Source organism: Paenibacillus silagei, from assembly GCF_017874735.1.
Classification (GTDB): domain Bacteria; phylum Bacillota; class Bacilli; order Paenibacillales; family Paenibacillaceae; genus Paenibacillus_AQ; species Paenibacillus_AQ silagei.
In genome coordinates this window covers 100,335-117,515 of the sequence record NZ_JAGGLV010000020.1, presented here as the reverse complement: position 1 = coordinate 117,515, position 17,181 = coordinate 100,335, and the positions used below count along the sequence as shown (strand labels likewise).

Below are 17,181 nucleotides of genomic sequence, written 5' to 3'. Positions count from 1 at the left end.
AGACCATTCAATTCTACTGCAACGATGTGCCAAGGCCATCAAGCCTTCTCACATAGAGTAAATTAAATACAGGGAGGTTGTACAAGAATGGGGATCAAAAAAGCATCAAGCATCATGTTGACGTTCCTCTTACTGTTTACGCTGGCCGCCTGCGGTGGCGGGAATAATGCGGCTAACAATGGGGCTGGTACGACGAATGACAATGGAAACAAAGACAGCTCGGCGCCGGACACCTCCAAGTTCGTAAAGATCAGTTATGTGGTACTGGGTGATAAGCCGAAGAATGGACAATTCGAAAAGGTGCTGGCCAAGGTCAATGAAATTATGAAGGAAAAAATCAATGCCGAGCTGGAATGGAAATGGGTCGAATGGGCTGATTGGCAGACCAAATACAACCTGCTGCTGGCTTCAGGGGAGGCAGTTGATCTGATCACTATCGGAACGGATTGGCTCGATACCTGGGCCAATGCGCAGCGCGGGGCTTTCATGAATCTGGATGAGCTGCTGCCCAAGTATGCACCGGAAACCTGGAAATCCGTTCCTGAGAAGGATTGGAACGAGAGCCGTTACAACGGCAAAATTGTGCTGATTCCTGAGAACGATTACACGCAATGGGTCAATCATGGCTTCTTCTACCGCGGCGACTGGGCGAAGGAAGCCGGGCTGAGCGAACCGATTAAGAATTGGGAAGAAATCGGCCAGTATCTGCAATATATCAAAGACAATAAGCCGGATGTCATTCCATGGGATATGGCTTCCGGTGCGGTGACATGGGGCGGCTATATTCAGTCCTATACGGATAACCTGGACCTCCCGATCTCTACAGGCTACATGCCAGTATTTACATCGGTATCAAACGATGAGAAATATACTGTAGCTGAGCCGATCTTCAGCGATCTCTTCCTGAATTATGCCAAGCTGATGAAAGAATGGGCCGATAAAGGATTCTGGCGCGAGGATGCGCTCAATAACAAAAATGACAACCGTATAGCCCTCAAAGCCGGATTATCCGGTCTGGACCAGCATCACACACAGACCTTCTCCACGCTGCGTGTAGAGATGGACAAAGCCCAGCCAGGCTCCGAACTGCAGATGTTCCCGTTCAACCGGACCGGCGGTAAAAACCTGATGGAACTGTCGATTACACACGGCGGTACCTCCCTGGGTGCCCACAGCAAAAATCCGGAGCGGGCGCTGATGGCGTATGATTTGATCCGCAACAATGAAGAAATCTATCATCTGATCAACTATGGTATCGAAGGCGTTCAATATGAAATTAAGGATGGAAAGAGAACACTGCCAGCCAACTACAATGAAGCTTCTGACAGCTTCTATGCAGATTTCTGGGGTGGCCGAATGGATAAATTCGAAATTCCAAGCGAAACGGTGTGGAGTGAAATCGGCACCCTCTATGACGAATACGACAAAATCAAAATTCCGTATCCTTACGGTCAGTTTGTCTTCGACAAAACTCCTGTGGAAAGTGAACTGACTGCGATCTCGCAGGTGGCCGGGGAGCTTGGTCCGGCTATCAACTTCGGGAAGGTAAGTGATCCTGCCAAAGCAGTGGAGGAGTTCAGAGCCAAAATCAAGACTGCCGGATATGATAAGGTCAAGGCTGAATTGCAGAAGCAGCTGGATGCGTTCAAGCAAAAAATGGAATCTGCGAAATAAACGGCTAGATAGATTGAACTAAAAAATTTAAGGTAAAGGAGAAGTGCATGAACGAGTCCAGGAGTAAGATATGGCTTAATGCGGAGTGGTGTTTCAATCAGGGGGATGTACCCCAGGCATGGTACAAGGGATATGACGACAAAGCTTGGCGTAAAGTCACACTTCCGCATGATTGGGCCATCGAGGCTGATTTTTCCAGAGATTATTCCAGCGGGAGCGGATATCTGCCCGGCGGAACCGGCTGGTACCGCAAGCATGTTGTGTTGCCGGACCGGCTGGAGGGTAAACGTGCGTACCTTACCTTTGAAGGCGTCTACAACCATTCGCAGGTCTGGGTGAACAGCTATTATCTAGGAAAACGTCCGTATGGTTATAGCACGTTCACTTATGAAATCACGGACCTGCTGGCGTATGGGGGAGCTGTCAATACCATTGCGGTAAAAGTGAACCATGCGGAGACAGCCGACTCCCGCTGGTACACCGGTTCAGGGATCTACCGTGATGTCTATCTGACATTTACGCATGACATTCATGTTGCGCAATACGGTGTTTTTGCCTCGACAGCTGAAATTAGCCTGGAAGGGGCGGAGCTGCAGGTAGAGACCAGGATTCTTAACGAAACAGGGGAAGCCGCAGAGATCAGCGTACTTCACACTCTTGTAGATGAGGATGGCATCAATGCGGGAACTTCGGTGGAGCTGTTGCCGGCGGCGGGCGGTACGGAACTCAGTCAACAGGTCATTCAAGTGAAGGGGCCGAAGCTCTGGTCGCCGGAAGCCCCCAATATGTATACACTCATTACAGAAATTATCTGGAAGGGTGCAACGGTTGATGAGGTCCGCACTCCCGTCGGCCTCCGGAGCATTCACTTCGATCCGGCAGAAGGGTTCAAGCTGAATGGAGAGGCTCTTAAGATCAAGGGAGTCTGTGTACATCATGACGCCGGTTGCCTCGGCGCTGCCGTTCCCGGCGATGTCTGGATCCGGCGGCTACGCTACCTTAAGGACATGGGCTGCAATGCCATCCGTATGAGCCATAATCCGCCAGCTCCGGTTCTCCTGGATTTGTGTGATCAAATGGGATTTATGGTGATGGACGAAGCCTTTGATGAATGGGAAGGCGTCAAGAACAAATGGTCTACCGGACATAATGTATATCCTCCCAAGCACTTCGGTTATTATGAGGATTTCCCGGACTGGGGCATTACGGATATTCAGGAGATGGTGAAGCGCGACCGGAATCATCCTTCTATTATTATGTGGAGTATCGGCAATGAGGTAGACTATCCTAATGATCCTTACTGCCACCCCTCCTTCCAGACGATGACCGGCAACAATGATGCCAACAAGCCTGCTGAAGAACGTGTATATGATCCGAACAAGCCGAATGCTGAACGTCTTGCTGTCATAGCTAGAAGACTGGTGCAGGCTGTGAAGGCATGTGACAAGACACGGCCAGTAACGGCGGCGCTCGCTTATCCGGAACTAGCTAATCTTATCGGTTATTCCGATACGCTCGACGTGGTCGGCTATAATTACAGGGAGTCTTTATACTTCAAGGATCGGAGCGCTTACCCGGATCGTGTGCTCTACGGCAGCGAGAATTCGCCGGGACTGCAGGAGTGGCTGGCGGTCCGCGATAACCCCGATATTTGCGCACAGTTCATATGGACTGGAATCGACTATCTGGGAGAAGCGCATGGCTGGCCGATTCGGGCCTCGCAGGCAGGGTTCATGGACCTTGCCGGCTTCCCGAAACCAAGCTATTATTACCGCCAGAGCCTGTGGAGCGATACGCCGATGGCTTATCTCGCCGTCCGCAGGGCAGAGGAACCGGGAATATCTGATACCGGTGGACGCTCAGGCGGTAAGCCAAGCTGGAACTGGGAGCCGGGCGAGCGGTTGATTGTAGACGGTTATACCAATCTGGCGGCTGCGGAACTGTACCTTAACGGCAAGCTGCTCGGGGTAGGACGTCCTGATGAGAGCGGAGAGCTGCTGCTGAGCTGGGAAGTGAGCTTTGAACCGGGAACGCTGCTTTTAACGGGGAAAGACGGACAGGGCAGAACGGTCAAGCGGGAGCTTCACACGGCGGCAGCGCCGGAGCAGCTAAGAGTGACAGCCGATACCCTGCAGCTGCGGGCCAACCTGCGGGATATCGCCCATGTGGAGCTCGACATTGTGGATGCGGCGGGCACCGGAGTATACGGCGCGGAGGTTCCTGTCACGGTGACCGTAGAGGGAGCAGGTGAACTATTGGGATTGGAGAATGGAAATGTGCAGGATCTGGAGCCTTACCGCTCCCATACGCGAAATACCCATCACGGCAAGCTGCTGGCCTATATCCGGGCCGGAGCCGTCTCCGGAACGATTAAGCTCACTGCGGTCATTCCGGGATTACCGCAGGCTGAGCTTGAAATAAGCTCTTTATGAGTTGGACGGTATAAGTCTAACAACACCTCAGCCTTAGAGGGAATACCACAGTTGGTTCTAATAAAATGACTGCTGCCAATTCCGGCGCAGTCATTTTTATTTTTACTTTATCCAAACCCCTGTAATCTGACAGGACGCAATCGTCCGAATGTGCGGCTGAAGCGGTAGATGGTATTGAAGCGGGCACAATTGGAGTATGAGCATATTGAGACTAAGGAGACTTCGGAGTTAATCCATAGGGTGTGCGGCGATCCGGTAGGTCATTTCACGGCGGGTTCAACAATATGATTAGTGGCCTGAATATGTTGATTAGGACTATTTCGCTGCTTGTGATTGTGATGTCGTCCACTTCATTACGGGGATAGTGATTGTGTTGGTTCCGGTGCCTTTGTCCTACATCGCCATGAAGACGGGCAAAACGAATTATATGCTGGGGATAGAGGCGCAGTGGATACGGAGGAGGAGTGCGGATCTGGCCCATATTTTGACCAGCGGAGAGGATGCAGAGGATCGCACGTTCTCGGTTATAGTCGAGCGCTCAGGGATCTGGTACGACAAGCTGTATGATCAGACTCCACAACCCGGATACGAGGAGATACATATTGAATCGGTGCTCGTTAACCATGGTTAGCGGGAAAAGCTATGCCATTGTCGGCAGAACGGGGCGGGCCGGCGAGTCCATCCTCATCAAACTACTCACCGGGATGTACGATAACTACGAGGGAGAAATCTTCATTAATAATAGGAACCTTCGGGAGTACAGCTACCCTGAGCTGAAAAGCATCATCGCAGTGGTCTTCCAGAATTACGCCAGATACGCGCTGGCGATCCAGGATAATGTCCGGCTGGGGAATATCCTGAAGCTGGATGAAGAGCGAATCCTTCACAATAAAAGAAAGATGAATCTGGGTGAGATGGTTCTCTGAGGCTGGAAGCCGGTCTCGATACTTATGTTGGCAAAATCAAAGAGAACAACCTGGATCTCTCCGGCGGGCAATGGCAGCGATTGGCGATAGCCAGACTGTTGTACTCCAACTCAACTGAGCCTACTGCTGCCTGGACCCCATCGAAGAGAGCAGGCTGTATGAGATGTTTGGCAGCATCCGCGCAGACCGTTTCACTCCCACAGGCTGGGTGTTGCGAGAATCTCGGATGAGATCCTGGTGGTGCGTAGCGGGCGGATTGCGGAGCAGGGCTCCCATGAGCAATTGATGGAAAATCCGGACGGGATATACCGGAAGATGTTTGTCAGCCAGAAGTCGTGGTATGAAGCAGAGAGCATAGTGCAACATGTATAGAATACGGGGGAAGGGTTTCCTGAGGAACGGAGCCCAATACCTGCGGCTTTTATTTCAGGTGAATCCAGGGATGTCTTACGTGTACATCAGGATTGCTTTGCTCCAGGCGGTCCCCTGGGTGCTGCGGCTGCCTATGCTACGCAACAAATAGACTTCAAGATGATTCTCTTTTCCTTGGGCGCACTGGCATTTATGTATCTGTTCTATCATGTCTGGATGGACTCGGGAACTGTTATGAGGAGATTTACGGGCTAAGCGTGGGCAAGCACCTCAACCCGATGGTTTTTAAGCGAGCAGATTTGATACAGGTCTCTGAATCTGAGGACATGGGGCGGCTGGATTATATGAATTCGGCTGTGATATTCTTGTTTATTTTCTGATGAATCGAACTCAAATTCAATTGATATATTGCTGAATAATTATGCTTTCTGATATTTAGACAACAGCTTTAAAGTATAGCAATAATAAAGGCAGTTCTAAAAAACACTCCGGTTAACAATTGCATATCATTGCTATTTGCAAAATTGTCTATACATTGCTATATTTCGAATGGAATTGAAATACAAATCCATAATCGTATCTAATAGTCTGAACGAAAGGTGAGGATTAAAATAGAAGAAGAAATAACATTGAAGGATAAACTTGAGTACTTTCATTTAGTTTTTGCGGAAGAATTTGATTCGATCTTTTCAGCTGAAATCATATGTTGTGAAAAATGTGTAGTTGAATTTATGAAGTGCTGGCCTGGTGTCTATTTGAATGACCGGGATTTTCATTCATATTCTATACAAATTTCGTCATTGTATTTCATGATGCGATTCTGTGATTTTATAACTGAAGATGAATTTAAGAAATTTTCCTCTGATTTAGTATGTCCACGCTGCGACCAAAAATTAGATGGAGTTATATATCCCTATAATATGCCTTTTAATGTTCCATATGGATTTGAGCAACTTATAGAGGAAATCACTAATATAGCATATGAAACCCCCTTTTTACTACTAGCACATCCTTTTGCAAATGAGGTTTTTCAAGAAATCAGTTATATATCTCAAACAGTAGAAGCTAGGGTTTTACCTGATATAGTTTATAGAGCTCGAATATTTAATAATGCAATAAATTATACTGTAACTGATTTTTTTGCTTCTCCTAAAGAAAAGATTGTTGAGGGAAGATATAATCATGCTGGCCAACAAGTATTATATCTATCTCAGGAGCCAGAAACATGCTTTCATGAGCTTCGTTCGCCCAAGGAGGGGGTGATAATTGCAGGCCTTCGTATAAATAAACCTATCAAAGTATTAGACTTAACAATGCAAACTCATGATTCAGACATCATTAAAATTATAAGATGGTCATCTTTAATGAATTCACCAAATGGAGGAGATGGATGGCATAAACCTCACTATGTCTTTACGAGATTCATTTCAGATTGTGCTAAATCTTTGGGATTCAATGCCATTAAATATCCAAGTGTTCGTTTTAATGAAGGTGTGAATCTTGCACTAATTAGTTATTCGGAAAATTTTAAAAAAATTCAATTTGATGAAATGTTTTTTTTTAATGCAAGCGATACTAAACTTGAAGAGCTAAAAAAAATATTAAGTAGAGATATACTTTGACGTATTGATTGTATATCTCTGCTCTTGGCTTATCTTGAATCAGTGAAAAATAAAAAACGCTTGAATCTCAATTCAAGCGTTTTTTGATCTTAAGATTTTGACGGGAGAATCAAGTAGATTTCCGATATGAATTTTGTGTCAACGGTAATTAAACATGATCAAGAATGTCGATATGTAATTTTAGCTTCGATAACTGTATTGGGTAGTTAGAGAAATAATAAAGGATTGCAAAGAGCACTATAAAAGAGCTTCTAATTGTAATTTTATCATATTGGAGAACTTACTTTAAATGGGGATTCCAAGGAAGGGTTTAGATAGAATTTTTCCTTGTCATTGTTTCTTGAATATTATAGTGGAATTTTTAATGCAAGGATGTAACCGTATTCATTTTTACTTTGTTGTAGGCGGAAACCGTATTTGAAAATTTAGGTGAACTCCCTATACCATAAGTTTGAGCATTTAGGTAAGAGTGCTTTTATTGCTTTGAATGTAACCAAGTAACATTCGATACTCAAGCAAGGATCTCTCCTTCCCAATTCAGTAGAATGATGCTCAAACATCAATGCGCCGTTTACATAATTTAACTCTGAATAGCACGCAAGTTCTACAAAATCTATCTCCTGAAAAAAGTTAAAGACAGAAAAGGGTTTGGGTTAACAAGTCATTCTACTAGGATCTAAAGTCCTGGATTTGTTTTGTCTCATTGTGAAAGTTATTTGCGAACAAAACAAAAAATAGATATTTGTGGAGGAATATGGATTTTGAATGTCGAAAATAAGACTAAAGAAGTGAGTCTTTAGGCACGAATAGTTCTATATGATAAAAAATACTAGGAGGTAATGAAAATGGGCATTGATTTAGCTAAAGATGGAAAATTATTATATCATTTAACTAAGTTAGATAATCTTGAATCCATTATAGAACATGGACTTATTCCAAGGAGAACTTTATTAGAAAGTGGAGCTATCTTTGAGGATGTTGCTAATCCTGATATAATACATAAAAGAACTCAATTGGGGCTTGATATTTATACCCCTTTTCATTTTCACCCATACTCTTCATTTGATGTTGCTGTAAAACATACTTATTGGAAAGATGAATTTGTTTATATTTGTATAACACGAGTTAAGGCAAAGCATAATAATTTTAAAATTCTTCCCAAACATCCTTTATCAATTGATGAATGTAATTTACTCGATTATGACGAAGGTTTTTCTGAAATAGATTGGGCTGTGTTAACCAAGAAAGGTTTAATTGATGAATACTCTAAACATGTCAAGATGGCCGAATGTTTGACTGATCTTACAGTGCCTGCAGAAGGTTTTCATTCAATTAATGTGCGCAGTGAGCAAACGAAACAATTGGTTGAGGATATTTTAGATCAATACGGGATAAATGGTAATAGACCCTATGTCAACATTAGAAGTTGGTTTTAAGCCCGCTATAATTAATTCTATATAGAAAGGAGGAAGTTAATTGATAACCTATACTTCAGGTGATTTATTAAAGTCATATACAGAAGCTTTAGTTAATACAGTCAATTGTGAAGGATATATGGGAAAAGGGATTGCTTATCAGTTTAAATTGCAATTCCCAGAGAACAACAAAGATTATATAAAAGCTTGTAAAAGTGGTATCCTCACGGTTGGGAAATTACATTACTCCAACGAACAGGGAAAACTAATTATTAACTTTCCAACAAAAGATAAGTGGCGTGAGAAATCTAAAATTTCGTATATAGAAAAGGGCCTGGATGCGTTAAATGATCTTATTAGACAACTGAAAATAAAGAGTATTTCCATTCCCCCACTAGGTAGTGGTAATGGCGGTTTAATATGGGGAGAAGTTAAGCCACTAATTGAAAAAAAATTAGAAACGACAGCTCTTACTACAGACATTCTTATATTTGAACCTTCCAAGAGCTACATTTCTCAACCTACTGCTGAACCTAAATTAAGCACTTCGGCTTTGGTATTAATGGAAATCAAGAATCAACTCCTTCAATTTAATAAACTTCGGCTACAGAAAACAGCATTCATGGTAGATATTTTTTCTGAAAAAAAATACTTTAATTTCCAAAAACATTTATATGGACCTTATGATAATTCTATAACTATTATCAGTCGAAATATTAGAGAATATCAAATTTATCATAATGTGAGAAATACTGAAGAAGCTAAGTCTATTCTCTTTAAAAAAATAGTTAGTGAAAATGTTGAGTTGAAATTAACATTTTTAGCACCCTTAATTGAAAGAGCCTGTACTTTTATTAATTCGATAAATACTGATCACGAATTGGAATGTCTTACAACTATACTCTTCTTAATAGAGGAAGATGGTACTCTATCTGAAGAGGAAATTATTAATAAATTTTTATCATGGTCAGATGATAAGGCTAATCGATTTTCTAGACAAGAAATTATGCAGGGAATAGCATTTTTAATGCAAGCTAACTTACTTAAAAAAGAATTAATAGGTTATACCATTATTAAGAATAATATTCATTAGGTGGACAAATATTATTTTAGCAATAGTCATTAAGTAAAAATTTGATTAATCCTCCTCAACATTTTGGGAAGCCTTTGATTTTTAACTCAGAAAACTTAAATCAGATTATCCTACAGAAACTTTTATAGTTTGTATTCAAAATCAAAGGGACAGTCAGCTTAAACATTTTGTTTAATGGATATTCCTCTTTGAATATTTTCCCCCTCATCTTCACCTCTTTCTTGTATTTTCGTAGTATTTTAGAGGAAAGTTTTTGAATTATAGTATCGTTGGAGGGACAGAAATGTTAGATGACTCAGAAAAATCATCAGTATCTGAGAAAGATGAATTGAATAAAACTTATAATGTCTCTGATAATACAAAGTTGGCGATGGGGAATTCTATAAGGATAGGAATCATCCCTGAAACTACAAAAATAGGAATGGCAGCAATGGAGGCTACAAGAATAGGAATCTCATCAGAGGCAAGGATGGCAATGTTTGATTTTCTTGAAAATGGAATTTATTATGATGCAACAAAAGTTGGGTTAGCAGCAATGGAGGCTACAAGAGGAATCTCACCAGAGGTACGGATAGAAGGATTAAATTTCGCAAAGATAGGAATTAATCCTGAAGTGACAAAAATGGGTATGGCAGCAAAAGAGGCGTTTAGAATAGGGATCACCCCTGAAGCAACAAGAATAGTGACGGCAGCAATAGAGGCTACCAGAGTAGGGATCATACCAGAGGTAAAGATGGCATTAGAGGCTGCAACTAGCAATCAATTTAAGAATCTAGTTGTACCAAAAGAGACTTTTGAAAAAGCATACCCATCCTTAAACATAGATAATCAAAATGTAAAGAGCATATTATCTGGGATTTCTCCATCTAAATTCAAAATTGAAAATGAGGTTTTGGAAAAAGGTGAAATAGACTCATTCTTTGTAATGAATGATACGAGTGATAAAATACCAGTTAAGTCAATGGTAAGTACAGTTAGTTCAACTGAACTACTTAACAGTATAACAAAAGAAGAAGCTTTGTCGTTCTATAATTATTTGGCAAAATTCCCGATGCTAGGGCTTGAACATAATGTAGGAAAGAAAATATTCGATGAATTAAATAACATTAAAATAAGAACTGTTCACAACAATACTCTATTATTCAGAGCAAGACCAAGGGATTCTGAAAAAAGAGAAATTCCATATACTACAGAAGAAATGTTTTCTGCACCTTATGGGGTCACAGGAATTGGACGTTTTAATTATTCAGGACATGGGGAGTTATATACTTGCGATAACAAAGATGTTGCAATAAAAGAATGTTTGAAAAATAGCAACATTTCTGTCGATATTATGAAACTTGAATTGATTAAAACAGTTGATTTAATTGATTTAACTGAAAAGGATACTCCATTAGTCCAGTTTTGCAGCTTTAGCGTAAATACTTCATCCGGTTTAGAGTATTTAGTACCTACATTTATTGCTCAATGTGCAAAAAGAAAGGGGATTACAGGCATAGTCTTTAATAGTAGTCAAGATAGTAATGCTTTAAATTATGTCTTCTTTGATTACTTGAGAGGTTGGTTTAAAGCGAGTCTAGTAGGAACAAATGTGAGATAAATAAAAATTTTATTTAGTTTCTATCACTACTATGTTTAGAACTTTACAACTCATGCGATATGACTAGAGTTGTTTAAAAATTTTGACGGTGCTGTAAGCCCCGCCAAGCTAGGACTCTCACAAATAGTCTGGCCTGATTTACAAATCAGGCAGTGTACATCCAAGCCCGCATTAAGCACTCTACTTGTTTCAAGGTAATACCCCGCTTTTTGGGGTTATTTTTTGTTTTTTCCTATACTGTGACGGCGTCAGCCCCGTCTGCTGCTTGAACTGGCGCATGAAGTGGATCTCGCTGGCGTAGCCGCTCATTTCGGCGATTTTTTTGACGGAGATGTCTGTGGTGGTGAGCAGGTATTTGGCATGTTCGATCCGGCTGGCAATAACGTCGGCCATCGGGCTTACGCCGAAGTAATCTTTATACAGGTGCTGGAAGCAGGAGCGGCTCATGGTCAACTCGTGGGACAGCCCATCGATGGTCCAGTTCAGGAAGGGCTGGTTGAAGATTTTGGTGCGGATGACGGACATCTTGTTGAAGTGCGTGTTGCCGACTTCCTTCTGGGTAGAGTGAATCCGGTTGCTCAGCTTAATGAAGAATAGGCGCAGATATAATTCGATCGTCTCGTCCTGATGCGGGTTCTCGGAATACACCTCATAGCACAAATGGTTAATGATGATCGACAGCTCGTTCAGGTCGCCAATCGGGATGACTTCATCCTTGGGGATCGCCAGCCGCTCCAGCAGCGCTTCATCGTCGGGGTTGTCCAGCCGGAAATGGAACCAGTCATTGGTGAACTGCGGCCCGTATGCCCGGTAGAGCTGAGGAGTATGCTCGCTGTACAGGATGAAGGAGTCCGGCCCTGTCACCCGGCTCTCTCCCTCCAAAGTGAAGATGGCCTGGGTCTTCAGCAGCAATAGCATATGGTCGCCCGAGCCCTGGGGCCGGTTAATGATGAAGTCCGCGTCATGGCTGTGATTGTAGCCGATATTGTGTATGTTCATAGGAGCCTCCCACATAGCAGATAGATCTATTGTAATAGCAAATAGGCTGCCTTGCAAAGGGAGATTGCACAATAGGTTAGTACTTACGCACGATGTGTAATTGTCCTGCGGCCAGGGTTTATCTATGCTTAAGACAGGTAGGAGTAAGAGCTTACAATGAAGGCTGAGGCCGGAGAGGATGATCGTGATGAAAGAATGGACGGGTTATACCAGAGGGGTGAATCTCGGAGGCTGGCTGTCCCAGTGTCCGTATCAGCATGCCCATTATGAGAGCTTCATTACGGAGAAGGATATTGAGACGATTGCTTCGTGGGGCCTGGACCATGTCCGGCTGCCGGTGGATTATGAAGTGATAGAGGATACAGGGAATGCAGAGGCTTACGCCGGGTTCAAGCATATCGACAACTGCATCCGCTGGTGTGCTGCTAATGGGCTGAATCTTATTATTGATCTGCATAAGACGCCGGGCTTCTCCTTCAATAGCGTGGCCGAGAATTCCCTGTTCGATGACCCGGCGCTCCAGGAACGGTTCCTGAATCTGTGGAAGGCGATTGCCAGCCGGTATGCCGACTATAAGGATACTGTGGCTTTTGAATTATTGAATGAGATTGTGGAGCAGGACAGCAGCCGCTGGAATGCGCTGGCCCAACGGACGATTGCCGAGATCCGCAAGCATGCCCCAGAGACCAAAATTGTCATCGGCGGCATCCAGTGGAACAGCGTGCATACCCTCGGGCTGCTGGATCAGCCTTTTGATGAGAATATCGTATACACCTTCCACTTCTATGAGCCGTTCCTGTTCACACACCAGCGTGCGGCTTGGGTGGAGCAGATGCCAAAGAGCAGCATGGACTATCCGGGTGACCTGGAGAACTACCGCAGCACTTCGGCGGCCATTGGCGCTTTCGGCTCGGGGCTGCATGCAGAAGGTATCCACGAGATGGGTCCAGCATACATGACCAGCCTGATCCAGAATGCCATCGACGTTGCAGCAGAGCGGAATGTGTATCTGTACTGCGGCGAGTATGGAGTCATTGAGCAAGCCCCATCTCAGAGCGTGGTGAACTGGTACAAGGACGTGCACGGGGTGTTCGAGCAATACAAGATCGGGCGGGCCGCATGGACGTATAAAAAGATGGACTTCGGCATCTCCGACCGCTACGACAGCAGCATTACGTCTGAGATTATTTCTTATTTGTAGGCGTGGATAGAGAGAACTGGAAGAAATACAGACAAGGGAAAGTGGCGGAGGGAAATAAATGAAACTACAAATTACAGATAAGCCTGGAGTATCGATATCCAAGGGGATGATTGGGCTCTTCTTCGAGGATATCAACTATGGTCTGGACGGCGGGCTGCATGCCGAGATGATTGAGAACCGTTCCTTTGAGTTCATGAAGGCGCAGGGTGACAGGGAGAGCTACAGCGAGAGTCATGACGGTCTTTATGGTTGGACAGCTTATCCCGCAGAGGCAAGTGGAGCCACACTTCAGATTGGGGCGGAGCATCCGCAGAATGAGGTGAATCCTCATTATCTGGCGTTTACCGCCGGGGAGACGCAGAAAGCTTTTACCAATAAGGCCTATGATGGAGTCTCTCTGAAGCAGGGACTATCGTATGAGGTATCCTTCTATGCCAGAGCGGAGGGTTATGCAGGCGGCATTGAAGTTTCGGTTGAGCAAAATAGTACGGTTATGGCGCAGGCTGTCATCGCGACAGCGGTAGGGGAAGAGTGGACACGTTATACAGCGCAGCTTAGCTGCAATGAGCCTGTATTGTATGGGGATTTCGTCATCCGGCTGGATGCTCCGGGTATGGTCTGCTTCGACTTCGTCTCCATGATTCCCTCCGACGCGGTGCTGGGTCTGTTCCGCCGGGATCTGGTCGGGCTGCTGGAGGAGATGAAGCCAGGCTTCCTGCGGTTCCCCGGAGGGTGTATTGTTGAGGGCTATAACCTGGAGAACCGTTACCAATGGAAGCGGAGTGTGGGAGCCGCCGAGCAGCGCAAGAATAACAGCAGCCGCTGGGCTCTGCACGGCAATCATGAAGAGAATCAGTACACGAGCGAGTATAGCCACTATAATCAGAGTCTGGGGATCGGTTTTTATGAGTATTTTCTGCTGTGTGAATATCTGGGAGCGCGGCCGATTCCGGTGCTGAATGTCGGGCTGGCTTGCCAGTTCCAGTCTACAGAGCATGTGGGCGTGCATGATGAAGATTTCCAGGAGTATATCCAGGATGCGCTGGACCTGCTGGAATTCGCCAACGGACCGGTGGATTCACCGTGGGGCCGCTTGCGGAGTGAGATGGGTCACCCAGAGCCGTTTGGTCTGGAGATGATTGGAATCGGCAATGAGCAGTGGGAGACGGAGCATGCAGACTTTTTCACCAGGTACGATCTGTTCGAGCAGGCGATTCATGCCAAGTATCCATCTGTGCAGCTAATCGGGTCTGCGGGGCCGGATGTCAGCTCAGACAACTACACCCGGGCGTGGGAATATTATCGTAAGCGGGCTGCGGGTAATCCGAACTTCGTCTACGCTATCGATGAGCATTATTATGTGAAGCCGGAATGGCTGTGCGAGAATGTGCATTTCTATGATCAGTATCCGAGAGACATCAAGGTGTTCGCCGGGGAATATGCGGGTCACTATGGCAACGGGATGAATTCGCCGCACTTCAACAGCTGGGGCGCTGCGCTGGCAGAAGCTGCATTCCTGACAGGCCTGGAGCGCAATGCCGACATTGTCGTGCTGGCCTCTTACGCTCCGTTGTTCGCCAGACTCGGCTACGCTCAGTGGTCGCCGGATATGATCTGGTTCGATGGGGAGAGCAGCTACGGTACGCCAAGTTATTATGTGCAGCAAATGTACAGTACGCTGATGGGAACAAAGGTGCTCCAGACCGTACATGATCAGGAGGAGATTCCTTACACTGTTTCTTATGATGAGGAGCAGCAAGTCCTTTATGTGAAGCTGGTGAACACCCTGGACCGTAAGGTTCAGGTAGAACTGGAGACCGCGCTGTCCTTAACTGGACGCGGGGTGGCGTATGTCATGCAGGGGCAGGAGGCGGACGTGAACTCTATTGAGGCTCCGCGCAACATCGCGCCTAAGCTTGTGCCGCTTGAAACCGCGGACTCGATGGTGTATGAGCTGGGGCCGAAGTCTTTTCATGTGCTGCGGATGGAGTGCGGGGTAAGGTAAGGTGATTTGGGCGAAAGTAATGCTCGAAAGATCAAATAAAAGGAATATGGGGGAGACGTGAGGTTGCCGTCTTCCCTTCTTTTTGTAAGAGTGAGTTTAATTGTATTCAGTACATCTAAAAGTAGCCTAAAGCCCGGATAAGCTGAGTTAACTGTATTCTGTACAATTAAAATGAGGCGAAAGCAGACTTTTAGATCATTTACTTTTAAATTGATGTACCAAATGCAATTAAACCGCACATAGAGCCAGCATTGTTCAGTTTAGTTGCATGAAATACAGTTAACCCTTCGCCAACGCGCATTGGAGGTTTGACACCACCCACCTCCCGGTATAAAATAAACTCAAATGATAGATAAACATATCATTATAATAATTAAAGTATCATTATGTTAACTGAAATATCACTCATCCTACAGCAGAGGCAGGCCTATATTCATGAAAACCAGTGTTAAAGATACCAAACGGAAGGCCATTCTGGATGCATCGACGGAGCTGCTGGCGATGAAGCCGACGGCTACACTGCAGGAGATAGCAGATCACTCAGGGATCGGTATTGCGACGCTGCACCGGTATTTCTCTACCAGGGAGCTGCTGCTGGATGCGCTGGCGCTGAATGCGATCGGGCTGGTGGAAGAAGCGCTCGGGGGAGTTACCGCAGAGGAGCATGATATGCTCCCATTCCTGACGGAAGTGTTCGAGGTGCTGATTCCTTTGGGCGGCAAGGTGTCTTTTCTCAGCTCTGCAGCCTCAGTGGACGAGAATCCGCATATTGTAGCCGAGGAAGCAAGGATCAAGCAGCCGCTGCGTGAAGCGGTGGAGGGCTGGCAGGCACGCGGTCTGCTGAATACCGGAATGCCCGCCCACTGGATCATCACGGTCATGTATAATCTCTTGTTCGTTGCCTGGCAGGAGATTCAGAAGGGGAATCTGGCGAAGAATGACGCTCCGAAGCTGCTGGTTAATACAGTCCTCCAAGGCTTCGGCAGAACAGGGCAAGGGGACAGCAGGTAACCGTGAAGCGGGCTGGTTCCCTAAGGTGGATAGAATCTGGAGTGGAACAATAAGGAGGAACCTGTATGTCAACGCTGCAAGTAGAGATTGTGAGCCGGCTGGATGAAGAACAAAAACGTGAGGTCGCCAGGCTATATTATCAGGCTTTTACCTTGAAATTCAGTGGAATATGGATCTTCTCCCGTGAAGAGCAGGATATTGTGGAGGTGCTGAGCCGCTGCCTGCGTTATGACAACGCCCTGTACGCGGTGTATGAGGGAAGGGTCGTAGGCTTTGCCGGTCTGGAGACAGGCGATGGCTTCTTCATGATGCTGAGCTACCGTTCGCTCAGACAGACCTTCGGTGTGCTCGGCGGCGCTTGGCGTTACGCAGCTTATGGCTTCTACCGCCTGCTCAATGGCAATACCCCCTCTAATGCAGTGCATATCGATCCGCTTGTAGTGTCCGAGCAGGCCAGAGGGCTGGGCGTCGGAACCCGGCTGCTGGAGGCCGTCTTCGCGTGGTCCCGGGAGGCGGACCGCAGTAAGGTGATGCTGGAGGTTGTCGATACGAATCCGCTGGCGAAGAAGCTGTATGAGCGGGTGGGCTTCCGGACCTTCAAGGTACAGAATACCCGCTTGTTCTCCGCTCAGGCCGGCTTCCACAAAGTGCTGCATATGGAGAAAATGCTGAATTAGCCCGGCACTCATTCCCGATCCGCAGGAGGATCGGGAATTTTCGTGTTTTGGGAGAGGGGGAGATGAGGAAAGAGGGGCTGGATAAATCGCCCGAAAGACTGTATATTAGACTATACATTAAGTTAGTAAACTTAATTAACTATATATAGAACGG

At 45.6% G+C, this 17,181-nt stretch carries 13 protein-coding genes; 12 read left to right on the top strand and 1 reads right to left on the bottom strand.

What is annotated here, in order from left to right:
- The first annotated feature begins 87 nt into the window (after positions 1-87).
- The 8 genes from J2Z70_RS24600 (at position 88) to J2Z70_RS24565 (ending at position 11,134) form a co-directional block, all read left to right on the top strand.
- Positions 88-1,674 (top strand): DUF3502 domain-containing protein, encoded by a 1,587-nt coding sequence (locus tag J2Z70_RS24600; protein ID WP_209877564.1) that lies wholly within the window; start codon positions 88-90, stop codon positions 1,672-1,674.
- A 47-nt stretch (positions 1,675-1,721) separates the two neighbouring features.
- Positions 1,722-4,106 (top strand): glycoside hydrolase family 2 TIM barrel-domain containing protein, encoded by a 2,385-nt coding sequence (locus J2Z70_RS24595; protein ID WP_209877562.1) that lies wholly within the window; start codon positions 1,722-1,724, stop codon positions 4,104-4,106.
- A 388-nt stretch (positions 4,107-4,494) separates the two neighbouring features.
- Positions 4,495-4,737: a hypothetical protein gene (locus tag J2Z70_RS24590; protein WP_209877560.1), complete on the top strand. Its 243-nt coding sequence runs from the start codon at positions 4,495-4,497 to the stop codon at positions 4,735-4,737.
- Positions 4,730-5,032, top strand: coding sequence for an ATP-binding cassette domain-containing protein (locus J2Z70_RS24585; protein ID WP_209877558.1), 303 nt, complete (start codon positions 4,730-4,732; stop codon positions 5,030-5,032). The genes J2Z70_RS24590 and J2Z70_RS24585 overlap by 8 nt, the downstream gene beginning before the upstream one ends.
- A gap of 1,001 nt (positions 5,033-6,033) precedes the next feature.
- Positions 6,034-7,026, top strand: a complete 993-nt coding sequence (locus tag J2Z70_RS24580) for an RES family NAD+ phosphorylase (RefSeq protein ID WP_209877556.1) — start codon at positions 6,034-6,036, stop codon at positions 7,024-7,026.
- A gap of 845 nt (positions 7,027-7,871) precedes the next feature.
- Positions 7,872-8,462: a DarT ssDNA thymidine ADP-ribosyltransferase family protein gene (locus tag J2Z70_RS24575; protein WP_209877554.1), complete on the top strand. Its 591-nt coding sequence runs from the start codon at positions 7,872-7,874 to the stop codon at positions 8,460-8,462.
- A gap of 40 nt (positions 8,463-8,502) precedes the next feature.
- Entirely contained in the window at positions 8,503-9,534 is a 1,032-nt protein-coding gene (gene darG, locus J2Z70_RS24570) for a type II toxin-antitoxin system antitoxin DNA ADP-ribosyl glycohydrolase DarG (protein WP_209877553.1), read from the top strand.
- Between the two features lie 283 nt (positions 9,535-9,817).
- Positions 9,818-11,134 (top strand): RES family NAD+ phosphorylase, encoded by a 1,317-nt coding sequence (locus J2Z70_RS24565; RefSeq protein ID WP_209877550.1) that lies wholly within the window; start codon positions 9,818-9,820, stop codon positions 11,132-11,134.
- Positions 11,135-11,323: 189 nt separating this feature from the next.
- Here J2Z70_RS24565 and J2Z70_RS24560 read toward each other — a convergent pair whose 3' ends face one another.
- Positions 11,324-12,133, bottom strand: coding sequence for a helix-turn-helix transcriptional regulator (locus tag J2Z70_RS24560; protein ID WP_209877548.1), 810 nt, complete (start codon positions 12,131-12,133; stop codon positions 11,324-11,326).
- 187 nt (positions 12,134-12,320) lie between these two features.
- Between J2Z70_RS24560 and J2Z70_RS24555 the strand changes: the two genes are divergently transcribed.
- The 4 genes from J2Z70_RS24555 (at position 12,321) to J2Z70_RS24540 (ending at position 17,027) form a co-directional block, all read left to right on the top strand.
- Positions 12,321-13,334 carry a glycoside hydrolase family 5 protein gene (locus J2Z70_RS24555; protein WP_209877546.1) on the top strand — a complete coding sequence of 338 codons (1,014 nt, stop codon included), beginning with the start codon at positions 12,321-12,323 and terminating at the stop codon, positions 13,332-13,334.
- Positions 13,335-13,392: 58 nt separating this feature from the next.
- Complete coding sequence (locus tag J2Z70_RS24550) at positions 13,393-15,339, top strand: alpha-L-arabinofuranosidase C-terminal domain-containing protein (protein WP_209877544.1); 1,947 nt, start codon at positions 13,393-13,395, stop codon at positions 15,337-15,339.
- Positions 15,340-15,774: 435 nt separating this feature from the next.
- Positions 15,775-16,350 (top strand): TetR/AcrR family transcriptional regulator, encoded by a 576-nt coding sequence (locus tag J2Z70_RS24545; protein WP_209877542.1) that lies wholly within the window; start codon positions 15,775-15,777, stop codon positions 16,348-16,350.
- Between the two features lie 65 nt (positions 16,351-16,415).
- Positions 16,416-17,027: a GNAT family N-acetyltransferase gene (locus tag J2Z70_RS24540; protein ID WP_209877540.1), complete on the top strand. Its 612-nt coding sequence runs from the start codon at positions 16,416-16,418 to the stop codon at positions 17,025-17,027.
- The last annotated feature ends 154 nt before the right edge of the window (positions 17,028-17,181 follow it).

Excerpts from the sequence above, each read along its gene's own strand:
- J2Z70_RS24550 (WP_209877544.1), top strand. The coding sequence starts at position 13,393 with ATGAAACTACAAATTACAGATAAGCCTGGAGTATCGATATCCAAGGGG.
- J2Z70_RS24565 (WP_209877550.1), top strand. The coding sequence starts at position 9,818 with ATGTTAGATGACTCAGAAAAATCATCAGTATCTGAGAAAGATGAATTG.
- J2Z70_RS24560 (WP_209877548.1), bottom strand. The coding sequence starts at position 12,133 with ATGAACATACACAATATCGGCTACAATCACAGCCATGACGCGGACTTC.
- J2Z70_RS24600 (WP_209877564.1), top strand. The coding sequence starts at position 88 with ATGGGGATCAAAAAAGCATCAAGCATCATGTTGACGTTCCTCTTACTG.
- J2Z70_RS24545 (WP_209877542.1), top strand. The coding sequence starts at position 15,775 with ATGAAAACCAGTGTTAAAGATACCAAACGGAAGGCCATTCTGGATGCA.
- J2Z70_RS24555 (WP_209877546.1), top strand. The coding sequence starts at position 12,321 with ATGAAAGAATGGACGGGTTATACCAGAGGGGTGAATCTCGGAGGCTGG.
- J2Z70_RS24540 (WP_209877540.1), top strand. The coding sequence starts at position 16,416 with ATGTCAACGCTGCAAGTAGAGATTGTGAGCCGGCTGGATGAAGAACAA.
- J2Z70_RS24585 (WP_209877558.1), top strand. The coding sequence starts at position 4,730 with ATGGTTAGCGGGAAAAGCTATGCCATTGTCGGCAGAACGGGGCGGGCC.
- J2Z70_RS24595 (WP_209877562.1), top strand. The coding sequence starts at position 1,722 with ATGAACGAGTCCAGGAGTAAGATATGGCTTAATGCGGAGTGGTGTTTC.
- J2Z70_RS24575 (WP_209877554.1), top strand. The coding sequence starts at position 7,872 with ATGGGCATTGATTTAGCTAAAGATGGAAAATTATTATATCATTTAACT.